This window comes from Enterococcus sp. BWB1-3, from assembly GCF_016745275.1.
In the GTDB taxonomy this organism is placed as follows: domain Bacteria; phylum Bacillota; class Bacilli; order Lactobacillales; family Enterococcaceae; genus Enterococcus_L.
In genome coordinates this window covers 156,956-168,927 of sequence record NZ_JADOEP010000002.1, presented here as the reverse complement: position 1 = coordinate 168,927, position 11,972 = coordinate 156,956, and the positions used below count along the sequence as shown (strand labels likewise).

Sequence of the window (11,972 nt, the reverse complement as noted above, 5' to 3'; positions counted from 1 at the left end):
CATAAAAAGCTTGCTCCTGCGATTACTCGTCGCATAAAAAGCTTGCTCCTGCGATTACTCGTCGCATAAAAAGCTTGCTCCTGCGATTACTCGTCGCATAAAAAGCTTGCTCCTGCGATTACTCATCGCATAAAAAGCTATGCACCAATCATTAGGTCACAGAACCTGCGTATAAGAATAAATCGCTTCTATTTTAAGCAGAATAGCTCCTTTTGTACATTTTTTCATGGGAAACCCAATCGAATACAGGTGTTTTTCTTTCAGATAAGAAGGAATATCGGACACAAAAAGTGGTCGTAGCGACCGTATATTTGATGGTACGAATTATTTATCGGATGTTTTCCGATGCATCCCGTTACCAAGAACTTGGAGAAAGAGAGTTACAAGAGAAAAAGACTATTCTAACTCTAGATATTTAATTAGTAGAGAAATTCTGCGTATTTTATTTTAATTTAGATTATTTCCTGAAAATAGTCATTTTTCAGTGGCAACCTGAGGTCTCTTCCAGTATACTTTCATTATTGTTAAATGGAGGAAGTGACTAAGTGAAAAATGAATTAAAACGGGAAATTTCTTTTTTTGGGGCGTTATCAACGGTTATGGGTACGGTAATCGGAGCAGGAGTCTTTTTTAAAGCTGCTGCAGTGGTAGAGAAAACACAGGCAACTGGTTTGACGTTAGTTGTCTGGCTGTTGGCTGGATTTTTAACTATTTGTGGTGGGTTGACAGTGGCAGAGCTTGCTACAGCAATCCCTGAAACTGGCGGACCTATTCGCTATATTGAAAGGATTTATGGTAAGCTTCCTTCTTTTTTATTAGGATGGGCACAGAGTATCATTTATTTTCCTGCCAATATTGCTGCGTTGAGTATTATTTTTGCTACGCAGCTGGTTAATCTGTTTCATCTGTCAGCAGGCAATTTGCTGCCGTTGGCTTTTTGTACGGCAGTCAGCGTTACAGGAATTAATTTATTGGGGACAAAAACTGCAGCAGGAGTGCAGTCGCTTACTCTTTCAGTTAAATTGATCCCTATTACCTTAATTATTATTGTCGGTCTTTTTACGCCTGGGAAAGTTGATGTTTCGCTCTTCACAATGTCTTCTGGGCAAGGAAATTCTTGGGCGGTGGGAGTTAGCGGTGCACTTTTAGCCACTCTTTTTGCTTATGACGGCTGGCTGGGTGTAGGAAATATTGCAGGAGAAATGAAACATCCGGAAAAAGATTTACCCAAAGCAATTATTTTAGGTTTAAGCTTCGTAACAATTGTCTATGTTTTAATCAATCTGGTCTTTTTAAAAACACTGCCGATCTCTTCAATTGCAGGGAATTTGAACAGTGCTTCGGAAACTGCAATGGTTATCTTTGGAGAATTTGGCGGCAAGCTTGTGACTATTGGTATTTTAATTTCAGTTTATGGTGCTTTAAATGGCTATACAATGACAGGCTTGCGTGTCCCTTATGCAATGGCACTGGAAAATCAGCTGCCATTTAGTACAGCATTTGGGAAACTGTCAAAACGAACAAATGCTCCTTTTATCGCTGCCTATGTTCAATTGGGAATCGCCTGTGTTATGATTACTTTAGGAAATTTTGATTTACTGACTGATATGCTGGTTTTTGTCATGTGGTTTTTCAGTCTTCTGTTATTCTGGGGGGTACTTCGTTTACGAAAAACAGAGCCTGAGCTGAAACGTCCCTATAAAGTTCCTTTGTACCCGATTGTACCGTTGATTGCCATGGTTGGAGGCGGCTTTATCTTGGTTATGACAGCCGTTACTACTCCTATGCTGGCACTTGTTGGGATAGGAATGACCTGTGTGGGCATTCCGGTGTTTTATTATCAGCAAAAGAAAGGCTGAGTGAAATGGAAATTGTAATTTTAGATGGTTATACGCTGAACCCGGGAGACTTGAGCTGGCAGGGCCTGGAGAAGTTGGGAGATGTAAGGAGGTACGATCGAACCTCTTACACCGACCATACTGAGATCATTGAACGAATTGGTTCTGCCCAGGTAGTCTTAACAAACAAGACGCCGATTACGAAAGAGATATTGGCTGCTTGCCCTAGCGTTCAATATATCGGTGCACTGGCAACCGGCTATAATGTGATCGATGTTGAAGCAGCCCGTCAGAAAGGGATTCCAGTGACGAATATCCCTGATTACAGTACAGATGCAGTAGCGCAGTTTACATTTGCTTTGTTGTTGGAGATTTTCAGTCAGGTTGGACTTCATAATGTATCGGTACATTCCGGCGAATGGCAGAGAAGTGAAGATTTTTGCTATTGGAAGCTGCCTTTGACTGAGCTTTCAGGGAAAACCATTGGATTGGTCGGTTACGGGAAAATCGCTCAAAGAGTAGCGGAAATTGCCCATGCATTTAAGATGACAGTTATTTATTATAATTATCGACCGAAGCAGTCGCAGGATAGTTGGGCTGAACAGGTTTCGTTAGATGAGCTTTATGACAAAGCAGATATTGTGAGTCTTCATTTGCCGCTGTTTCCTGAAACAGAAAAAATGATCAATCACGAAGCTGTTCAAAAAATGAAAGAGGGCGCAGTTTTACTTAATACCTCACGGGGCGGTCTCTTGGATGAACAGGCAGTTGCCTTGGCGTTGAATACTGGAAAGCTTGCAGCATTAGGGGCTGATGTAGTATCCGTTGAGCCAATCGAGGAGGATAATCCTTTATTGAAAGCACCTAATTGTTATTTGACTCCCCATATTGCCTGGGCTCCGGTAGAAACAAGGCAGCGTCTGATGGAGATTGCTGTTGATAATTTATGTCAATTTTTAGACGGACAACCAAAAAATGTAGTGAATCTTTAGCTGTCGATAATTATTTGAGGGAATCTGTCCGGAAATCATTTCTAAAAAATAAGCATGTCTACTTTTTAAACCGTTACGGATTTGAAAAGCAGACATGCTTTTTTTAAGGGATTGTAGAAAAAATCATTCGAATATAAGGCAGAAGGATATATTGCTGAATACCAATCAGCACCAGCAAATGAGCTGGATAAAACCAGTAAAACAGATATTTCCATTGTCGCCCTCTTTGTCCGTTATAAAAATAAATAAAGATAAATGAAAATAATCCGCTGATACTGTTTTGAAGAATGACCAAGCCGCCGGCAAGACATTTTACTAATGGATATTCTCTCAGATAGTACAGCACAGAAATCAGTAAAACACCAATCCAACCGCCATAATCGGTTTGAAGAAACTCAGCTGTAAAAATACCGGCAAAAACAATGCCAAGGGAGAGGATGATGTTCAGTGGTGTACGTTCCTTGACTTTCTCCAGTCCCATAAGAACGACCAGACCAATCAGCAGAGTAAAGAATACATTTTGTTTTTCCAGTGTAAAAAATGAATTTCTGAATGCCAGATCGTAGGGCACCTCTGATATAAGCGCGAAAATCAGTAAACGGCTAAAATATTTTTTTACATTGGAGGTATGCACAAAGCCTTCCACCAGCAAAAAACAAAAAAGCGGAAAGGATAATCTTCCTAAAATAAGAAAAATATCAAAAATCTTAATTAGAGCTGTGTAAAAGGTTTCCATAGCAGGCGGCAGCTGCTCAATAATTGACTGAGGTAAGTAAAGCAGTTTAGCTGAATGATCCATAAACATAGTGATAATGGCAATCCATTTCAGTGTACTGCCGGAAAAATAACCTTTTTTATTCATAAAATAACTCCTTGTTTATTATACGTATTTCAAAATATAGTCTAAAAAATGCTCTGAAAAATTAACAATAGTGCGGGTTCCGCTTGTTGTTACGTTTCCCGCTTGTGCCAAAGCTGTTGTCTAAGGTGATGAAGCGAACACTTTACAGTGAGCGTCATTGAACTAAAATTGCTGTTCTGATGCATTTTTTCTGTATTTTTGAGTGTCAGAGTACTCAATGTTGGCGGTTCGCTGTCAAGTGCACCGGTTATTTAGCACAGAGCTTTCATAGATTGTTTCGAGCTGCTTTATTGTAAAGCCATTCATGGGGAGACTGACTTTATTTCGTTATAAAACTGCATTCTTAGAAATTCAGCAACCTCTGTATATCTGTTTAATAGCAATGCTTCTTTTGAAAAGCTGCCTGTTACATCTATAAAACAGTATACCAAATATTTTACCATAGTTAATTTTTTAAGATTAAGAAAAAATATTAATAAACATGCTATACTTGAAAAATTGAAAGAGAGGAAAGAAAATGAATGTAGTTTTTTGTGATATTGATGGTACCTTTCAGGATATTGGCGGAGAGATACCTAAAATAAATTTTGATGGAATAGATGCGTTGCAAAATCAGGGAGATCATTTTGTTTTTATTAGTGGAAGAGGCTATGATCAGCTTCGTGAGCTGCTTTCTCAGCTAACAAATGACTGTGATGTTATTTTCAGTAATGGTGCGGGATATCGCTTAAGGGGAGAAGAGCCTGTCTACAGATCCTGGCTTTCTTTAGGTATATGCAGGGAAATCGTTTCGGTAGTGGAAGAACGGAATATTTTCTATTTTATTCATACGGATAATGGAATAATTATGAAATCTGATCGACTCTATAGAGCGCATTACTCAGCTTTGAGAAAGCGGCTTAAGCCGATGGGTGAAACAGGTACGAGGATTATGGACTTTAAGGAAAAATTTTTTGCAGAAGAATGTCAGCATGTGGATGATCCGGTTCAATACTTAAGTGAAAACTCCGAATTAAAAATTCTGAAAATCGAGATAATGGAAGCAGACGATGAAGAACTGGAATACTTGAGAAACATGTTAAATAGCGAGACAACCCATGTATTTTCTTCTTATTATCAATGTTTGGAAGTGGTTAATCCGCTTAGCAGCAAAGGTCATGCAGTTCGTCACTTTATGACGGAATTTCCTGGGGGGCGAAGTTATGGTATTGGAGATGGTGAAAATGATCTGGCCATGCTTGATGCTGTTGACGTTCCTGTTGCGGTGGAAAATGCATCAGAAGCAGTTAAAGCAAAGGCCAGGATAATTACGGATCATTGTGCGAATGGCGGTGTTGGAAAGTTTATCTTTGATCATTTGATTACCAGCAACTAGAAAACCAGATTAATAAAACCGGTATTCGGCGAAACAATCTGTTTCGCTGGATACCGGTTTTTTATCACAGACTTTTTTTCTGTTTCCTGATCTTTTTCAGTGTCCAGTCATAGCGACTAGGTGCAGCAGAGACAAAATAGTCGCCTAATGATGTGGAGTTTGTACCGCCGTTTATTCGGGTTTAGATATGAAGAGAGTTTGGAACTTTGATTCTGTCCTAAACTTTCTATTTTGCGTATTTTTTAATTGCCTGAGAGAGTAATTCTGTTGTTTCTGCGCCTCCGCGCTTGTTGTAGTATTCGGCAAATCGTTCGTCTGCCAGGTACATATCAGCCAAACCACAGTGAGCTTCTGCTGAATAGTTTGCCCAAGAGTAGCTCAGCCATTTTTTATGAAGTGTGTAAACTGTTTCCGCTGTTTCAGAGTCGAGATCTTTTGTCTCAGACAATTCTGCCAGAGCATCAAACAGCTGGTCTTCCAAAGCGTTCATTGCCTGAAAAGCTTCTTCACTCATATTCTCCCACTTTTTGTTGGAGGCTTCAACTGTCTCCTTGCCATATTTCTCACGGATTTCTTCTCCGTATTTTTCTTCATTTTCCACTAATTTTTGTTGCTTAAATGCATTGAATTTTTCTGTATCTTTCATTTGTATATCCCCCTTATGGTAGTGTAATGTCTTTTCCACAGTCAGAAGGAGCAAGTCAATCTGGTCTCTTTTTTTGAGAAGTTCCTGATAGTGCTTCTCCAATGCTGTTTCAAAGTCAAAGTCAGGTTTGTCTAAACTATTTTTGATTGCCTCCAGTTTCATGTCCAGTGAACGATAAAAAAGAATTTGCTGGAGCCGATCGACCTCTTTTTTCCCGTATATACGATAGCCTGATGAATTTACCCGCGCAGGTTTTAATAAATCAATTTCATCATAATAACGAAGCGTACGAGTACTGACACCGGAAAGCAGGGCCAGTTTATTAATTGTATATTCCATTTGTTTTCCTCCTGACATTTCTTATCATAAACGTTTACGTAACGTCATAGTCAAGCTTATTATATAAAAAAATAGATAAAATAAATAGAAAATGAGTTGGAAAGCAGGAAACATACTGCTGCAAAAGGATTTAGCAGTAAACTGTTCAAAAATATTGGGTTTTCTGCTCCTTTTTTGATAGAATAAATAAATGAAAGGATCGATGAAAATATGAAGGGATTGTTTCAGAAATATAAGGAAGTTGTTGCATATTTGTTTTTTGGCGTAGCAACTACAGTAATTAATTTGGTTGTATATTTCATTTGTACAGATCTATTATTACTTGATTATAAATTGAGTAATGTGATCAGTTGGTTTTTATCTGTACTATTTGCATTCTTTACGAATAAATATTTTGTTTTCCAAAGTTTAGTTGGAAGCAGACAATTGTTTTGGAAAGAGATGTTTCTTTTTTACTGGTATCGTATCTTATCATTTGTAATTGATATGGGTGTTATGCTGCTTCTAATTGAGGTAATTCATGCTCCGAATTTTTTCGCAAAGCTGGTTACTCAGGTGATTGTAGTTGTACTTAATTATTTTTTCAGCAAGTTTTTAATCTTTAGGAACGAAGCACAGTAAGTGGTTTAAACCATTCCGGCTGCTAAAAATAAAGGGGAGTTCAAAAAAATCTATGAAAAAATAGCTAAATAACCGGAGCACTTGACAACGAGCCGCCATCATTGAGCGTTCTGACGTTAAAAAGCACAGGAAGAAAGTGCGTCAGAGCAGCGGTTTTAGCTCAATGCTGCTCATTGTAAGGTGTTTGCTTCGCCCCCTAAGATAACAGTCACTACTGATGCTTAGAGGGGGGAGAGCCGAAAAGTATCGGAACCCCAGTAACAGCAGGGGATTGGATAATTTTAGTTAGTAACTTTTGAACTACCAAATAAAGGATCGAGGTTTCGAAATGGAAAAAGTTTATCAGGACGACAGTTTGACTCTACACACAGATCTGTATCAGATTAATATGATGCAGACATACTGGGAACTGGGACGGGCAGATCTGAATGCAGTATTTGAATGTTATTTTAGAGAGATGCCGTTCAATCATGGGTACGCAATTTTTGCCGGGTTGGAAAGATTAGTTGATTATCTTGAAAATCTGACATTTTCAGAAACAGATATCGCCTACCTAAGAGAGGTTGAGAATTATCCGGAAGAATTTCTAGCTTATCTTAAAGAATTCAAATTCTCTTGTACTGTACGTTCTGCTTTGGAAGGAGATCTTGTTTTCAATAATGAACCTCTGATTCAGATTGAAGGTCCACTTGCCCAGTGCCAGCTGGTAGAGACAGCTCTTTTGAATATGGTGAATTTCCAAACACTGATTGCAACCAAGGCAGCTAAAATCAAATCAGTCATTGGCGACGATCCTTTGATGGAATTTGGGACTCGACGGGCGCAGGAATTGGATGCTGCGGTGTGGGGAACACGTGCGGCTTATATAGGAGGCGCTGATGCAACAAGTAATATCCGTGCTGGAAAAGTCTTTGGTATTCCAGTCAGCGGGACGCATGCGCATTCACTGGTGCAGTCTTACGGAAATGATTATGAAGCATTTTTGGCATATGCTAAAACGCATAAAGATTGTGTATTTCTGGTTGATACGTATGATACGTTGAAATCAGGAGTGCCAAATGCTATTCGTGTTGCCAATGAAATGGGAGAAAAGATCAATTTTCTTGGTGTTCGAATTGACAGCGGCGACATGGCCTATATTTCTAAAAGAGTCAGAGAACAATTAGATGAAGCCGGATATACTGGAGCAAAAATATATGCATCCAATGATTTAGATGAAAATACAATTCTCAGTCTGAAAATGCAAAAAGCAAAGATTGATGTCTGGGGAGTAGGGACAAAATTAATTACGGCTTATAACCAGCCGGCTTTGGGGGCTGTTTTCAAGCTTGTTTCCATTGAGGATGAGCAGGGCGTGATGCAGGATACAATCAAATTATCAAGCAATGCAGAAAAAGTAACAACTCCCGGGAAAAAACAAGTTTGGCGAATTACCCGCAAGTCAGATAATAAATCTGAAGGAGACTACGTAACCTTATGGGAAGAAGATCCGCGTGAAGAAGAAGAGATTTTTATGTTTCATCCGGTTCATACCTTCATCAATAAAACGGTTCGAAACTTTGATGCAAGACCGGTTTTGAGAGAGATCTTTGTTGAAGGAAAGCGAGTGTATGAACTACCGTCTCTGGAAGAGATTAAGCAGTACTGCAAAGAAAACCTGGATTCTCTATGGGAAGAATACAAACGGGATTTAAATCCGCAGAAATATCCAGTGGACTTGTCAACAGAGTGCTGGAATCATAAAATGCGTCTGCTGGAAAAAGTGAGAAAAGATGTCAATGCATTGAGCGAAAATAATTAGAGTGTGACTGGAAACTATTGAGGAAACAGCTTTTTCAGGGCTTTTAGCGGAGATCAAGGAAAAAACAATGATGATGAGTTGCCAGTCCTATTTATGCAGGAACTTTTAGTAGAATGGTATGCGAACTGAGAATGAACTTGATTTTGTGGTCGTAAAATCAATTCACTGAATCGAAAGAGAACTTGCTCCTAAGCTTCTACGAATGCTCGTCGCATGTCTGAGGGTCTCATGCAAGGACTTGCTTCTACGCTTCTTTGAATGTTTGTCATATGTCTGGTGGATATATGAGACATGCCGGTGCGTTTCCAAATAGATAGGTTTGTATCAAAAATCGAATAGGATGAGACTCGTAGATACAAGGATTTTCCACTTGTGTAGAAACATCTAGGAAATGGGCACTCTCATTAAGATAAATAAACTAGTGAGAAGGTATGTGTATGACAATGTGGAGAATTGGGTAGCATTTCTTTTTTTTAATGAAACTAGCCCATATCTATTTTTCCGGAAACATTCGCCACTGAAATTTTTAAACAGGTCTTAGGGCGTGTCTGGAAAATTTGAGTTTATCATAGGTTTTAGCTAGAACTGATCACAGGAGGATTTTTTATGAAGCCATTACAAAAAGCGATTATTGAAGAATTGGGAACGAAGCCATCGATTAATCCGCAGGACGAAATTCGGAAAAGCATTGATTTCATGAAAGCCTATCTTTACAAGCATCCTTTTTTGAAATCTCTGGTATTAGGGATCAGCGGAGGGCAGGACTCCACTTTAGCAGGACGACTAGCTCAACTGACGATCGAAGAAATGAGAAAAGAAACAGGAGATAATGGGTACAAGTTTATCGCCATTCGGCTGCCCTATGGAGAACAGGTGGATGAAGCAGATGCCCAAAAAGCGCTCGGCTTTATTCAGCCAGACGTTTCTTTACGGGTGAATATCCGTCCGGCGGTTGATGCCTGTGTTCAATCCTTGGAAGAGGGCGGAACGGTAATCAGTGATTTTAATAAGGGGAATATGAAAGCACGTCAACGAATGATTGTTCAGTACGCTGTGGCAGGAGAAAAGTCCGGGGCGGTTATCGGCACGGATCATGCGGCAGAAAATATTACTGGATTTTTTACAAAATTCGGTGACGGAGGAGCGGATATCTTACCGTTGTTTCGTTTAAACAAACGTCAGGGAAAAGAACTTTTAAAAGCTTTGGGAGCTGATTCATCATTGTATTTAAAAGTTCCTACAGCTGATTTGGAAGATGATAAACCGCTGGTTGCTGATGAAGCGGCATTGGGTGTCAGCTATGATGATATTGATGATTATCTGGAAGGAAAAGAAATTAAGGAGCAGGCAGCTGGGACGATAGAAGGCTGGTATAAAAAAACGCAGCACAAGCGCCATTTGCCAATCTCAATATTTGATGATTTCTGGAAATAAAGAACAATACTGTGATAAACGACTGGAAAATGAACTGGACTCTGGAGTTGGATAGTTGATCTAACTTTTGGGAAAGTCATAAAATTCCAGTCGTTTTTTGACTCGTTTAGATTTATTTTTCAGTCGTTAATTAGCGAAATCAGCTCATATCTATTTTTGGAACATATTCATCATTGGGGTCTTCAGATATGTCCTAAATCCTATCATCTCAAAAATTAAATCGTTTAAAAAAGAAAATAAGGGAAGTCTGATTGTCTCAAAAGAATAAATATTTGTGCTATAAATCATTAGTTGTTAAAATCGAAATATAGATTGACAGCAGGAATCGACTGTCGAAAACAGGGAGGTCATTTGAATGGATGGAAGTAGAATAAATGGTGTGCCGGTTACCGAAGAAATACTTACAGCGCAGGGATATAGAAAATATATTGGAGCTGAGCTGGATATTTACTACAATAAAGATATCTGTGCACATATCGGTAATTGTGTTCGTGGAAACCCAGAAGTGTTTGAAGTAGGAAGACGACCATGGATCATTGCTGACAATGGCAGTTTGGAAGAGAATATTCGTGTGGTTGACAGTTGTCCAAGCGGAGCGCTTAAATATATTAGAAGAGAGGAGCAGTAATCTTGGAAATCAGAGAAGAACAAGACCGTTTTGCACTTTATAATGATGAAAAGAAAGAAATTGGTGAGATGACCTGGTCTGTCGCAGGCGAAAAAATGATAATTATTGATCATACCTTTGTAGATCCGGAATACAGAGGTCAGCATTTAGCTGAACAGCTGGTGGCAAAAGGGGTCGAGAAAGCACGTCGTGAAGAAAAAAAGATTATTCCTTTATGCCCGTTTGCAAAAAAAGAATTTGATATGAAGCCAGAATATGGAGATGTATTAAGAAAATAGGTTGTGACAAAGCTTCTCCATGTTCCTGTGATTACTCGTCGCATACAGTAATTGCTCTTGCGGTTACTTCGTTGCAGTTAAGATCATGCAAGTGTTCCTGCGATTACTTTTTGCACTTATAAGATCTAAACTGTGACGAGTGCTTGCACGAGAAAACAAAACATTACGCTTTGACTGTGTACTTACCTGAAGCTTTCTATATTTTTGAGAGTATTCGGCTTATTTTCGAGATGCTGCCTGCGATCGTTCACTCTTGTTAATGAATGAATCTTGTAAATTCATCGAATTGTCGTTATATATACAGCTATCTCTTTGTATATGGAATAAATTTTGCCAAATTTATCTCCATCAGAGCTTTGCATGCTATTCTGCCTGCTGTTCCTGCAATAGTGGGAAAGCCTTGTATCTACGAGTCTCACTACACTACACTTCGTTTCGATCTCAACAATTTCTAAATGGCTTTGCCATTTAGAAATAAAGGACTTCGTTCCGATCCTCGGAGCATGTCTGAGGGGCATGTAAGAACTTGCTCCTACGCTTCTTGCGAATGCTTGAATCATACAAAGACTGGAGCACCGTTTAATCGGTTTTAAGGGTTTTGAACATACTAATGGCACAGACCTATAGTTTCGTATTTATTGTGGTATGAAAGCGTTCTTTTGTGGTTGATTTACAACAGTACTTTTTACTGGAAACCAAAGCAGGATCTTTCCTTAGTTATGGGAATTTATAAAATGGTTGAAAGTAAGCAGTTTGTTGTGCAGTAAAAAATTATCGCTAGTATTTAAGTGAAATTTGTGCTAAGATGTTAAATGTGTAATTTTGTAGAATAAGGGAGTATGAATAGATGTATAATTTTATTTTAACTGTTGTAATTATTCTTTCAGTAGTTATGGTAATTTCAATTTTAATGCAGCCAAGTAAACAAAACAGTGCAGCAAGTGCATTCACCGGCGGAGCAGATAAATTGTTTGGAAAACAGAAAGCCCGCGGATTTGAAGCTGTAATGCAGCGTGCAACTACTGTAATTGGTGCAACCTGGATGATTTTGTTATTTGTTTTATCAATCTTGTCATCTAAATAAGCTGCACTTTAAGAAATGAACGAATGCATACATATTTTCAGCTGGTAGCATATTTAGATGTTTTAAGCTTGAAA

At 38.8% G+C, this 11,972-nt stretch carries 12 protein-coding genes; 10 read left to right on the top strand and 2 right to left on the bottom strand.

Features of this window, described 5'->3' with window-relative positions; translation table 11 throughout:
- The first annotated feature begins 212 nt into the window (after positions 1 to 212).
- From IW492_RS02340 to IW492_RS02330, 3 genes are all read left to right on the top strand, one after another.
- Positions 213 to 419, top strand: coding sequence for a hypothetical protein (locus tag IW492_RS02340; RefSeq protein WP_202064744.1), 207 nt, complete (start codon positions 213 to 215; stop codon positions 417 to 419).
- A gap of 126 nt (positions 420 to 545) precedes the next feature.
- The gene (locus IW492_RS02335) at positions 546 to 1,859 is read left to right on the top strand and encodes an APC family permease (protein WP_202064743.1); all 1,314 of its coding nucleotides are present in this window, start codon (positions 546 to 548) and stop codon (positions 1,857 to 1,859) included.
- Between the two features lie 5 nt (positions 1,860 to 1,864).
- The gene (locus IW492_RS02330; protein ID WP_202064741.1) at positions 1,865 to 2,830 is read left to right on the top strand and encodes a D-2-hydroxyacid dehydrogenase; all 966 of its coding nucleotides are present in this window, start codon (positions 1,865 to 1,867) and stop codon (positions 2,828 to 2,830) included.
- A 103-nt stretch (positions 2,831 to 2,933) separates the two neighbouring features.
- On the opposite strand, the gene IW492_RS02325 is transcribed toward IW492_RS02330, so the two are convergent.
- Entirely contained in the window at positions 2,934 to 3,692 is a 759-nt protein-coding gene (locus tag IW492_RS02325) for a TraX family protein (protein WP_202064739.1), read from the bottom strand.
- A gap of 517 nt (positions 3,693 to 4,209) precedes the next feature.
- On the opposite strand from IW492_RS02325, the gene IW492_RS02320 reads away from it, so the two are divergent.
- Positions 4,210 to 5,067, top strand: coding sequence for a Cof-type HAD-IIB family hydrolase (locus tag IW492_RS02320; RefSeq protein WP_202064738.1), 858 nt, complete (start codon positions 4,210 to 4,212; stop codon positions 5,065 to 5,067).
- Positions 5,068 to 5,293: 226 nt separating this feature from the next.
- On the opposite strand, the gene IW492_RS02315 is transcribed toward IW492_RS02320, so the two are convergent.
- On the bottom strand, positions 5,294 to 6,052 hold the full coding sequence (locus IW492_RS02315) for a MerR family transcriptional regulator (protein ID WP_202064737.1): 759 nt from the start codon (positions 6,050 to 6,052) through the stop codon (positions 5,294 to 5,296).
- 210 nt (positions 6,053 to 6,262) lie between these two features.
- On the opposite strand from IW492_RS02315, the gene IW492_RS02310 reads away from it, so the two are divergent.
- From IW492_RS02310 to secG, 6 genes are all read left to right on the top strand, one after another.
- A complete protein-coding gene (locus IW492_RS02310; RefSeq protein ID WP_202064735.1) occupies positions 6,263 to 6,673 on the top strand; it encodes a GtrA family protein in 411 nt (136 codons plus the stop codon).
- Between the two features lie 328 nt (positions 6,674 to 7,001).
- The gene (locus tag IW492_RS02305) at positions 7,002 to 8,474 is read left to right on the top strand and encodes a nicotinate phosphoribosyltransferase (protein ID WP_202064733.1); all 1,473 of its coding nucleotides are present in this window, start codon (positions 7,002 to 7,004) and stop codon (positions 8,472 to 8,474) included.
- A gap of 606 nt (positions 8,475 to 9,080) precedes the next feature.
- Positions 9,081 to 9,908: an ammonia-dependent NAD(+) synthetase gene (gene nadE, locus IW492_RS02300; RefSeq protein WP_202064731.1), complete on the top strand. Its 828-nt coding sequence runs from the start codon at positions 9,081 to 9,083 to the stop codon at positions 9,906 to 9,908.
- Positions 9,909 to 10,263: 355 nt separating this feature from the next.
- Positions 10,264 to 10,536, top strand: a complete 273-nt coding sequence (locus tag IW492_RS02295) for a (4Fe-4S)-binding protein (RefSeq protein ID WP_202064722.1) — start codon at positions 10,264 to 10,266, stop codon at positions 10,534 to 10,536.
- 2 nt (positions 10,537 to 10,538) lie between these two features.
- Positions 10,539 to 10,814, top strand: coding sequence for a GNAT family N-acetyltransferase (locus IW492_RS02290; RefSeq protein ID WP_202064720.1), 276 nt, complete (start codon positions 10,539 to 10,541; stop codon positions 10,812 to 10,814).
- Between the two features lie 847 nt (positions 10,815 to 11,661).
- Positions 11,662 to 11,898 carry a preprotein translocase subunit SecG gene (secG, locus tag IW492_RS02285; protein WP_202064718.1) on the top strand — a complete coding sequence of 79 codons (237 nt, stop codon included), beginning with the start codon at positions 11,662 to 11,664 and terminating at the stop codon, positions 11,896 to 11,898.
- The last annotated feature ends 74 nt before the right edge of the window (positions 11,899 to 11,972 follow it).

Coding starts and splice junctions, on each gene's coding strand:
- IW492_RS02330 (WP_202064741.1), top strand. CDS start 1,865: ATGGAAATTGTAATTTTAGATGGTTATACGCTGAACCCGGGAGACTTG.
- IW492_RS02325 (WP_202064739.1), bottom strand. CDS start 3,692: ATGAATAAAAAAGGTTATTTTTCCGGCAGTACACTGAAATGGATTGCC.
- IW492_RS02320 (WP_202064738.1), top strand. CDS start 4,210: ATGAATGTAGTTTTTTGTGATATTGATGGTACCTTTCAGGATATTGGC.
- IW492_RS02315 (WP_202064737.1), bottom strand. CDS start 6,052: ATGGAATATACAATTAATAAACTGGCCCTGCTTTCCGGTGTCAGTACT.
- IW492_RS02310 (WP_202064735.1), top strand. CDS start 6,263: ATGAAGGGATTGTTTCAGAAATATAAGGAAGTTGTTGCATATTTGTTT.
- IW492_RS02305 (WP_202064733.1), top strand. CDS start 7,002: ATGGAAAAAGTTTATCAGGACGACAGTTTGACTCTACACACAGATCTG.
- nadE (WP_202064731.1), top strand. CDS start 9,081: ATGAAGCCATTACAAAAAGCGATTATTGAAGAATTGGGAACGAAGCCA.
- IW492_RS02295 (WP_202064722.1), top strand. CDS start 10,264: ATGGATGGAAGTAGAATAAATGGTGTGCCGGTTACCGAAGAAATACTT.
- secG (WP_202064718.1), top strand. CDS start 11,662: ATGTATAATTTTATTTTAACTGTTGTAATTATTCTTTCAGTAGTTATG.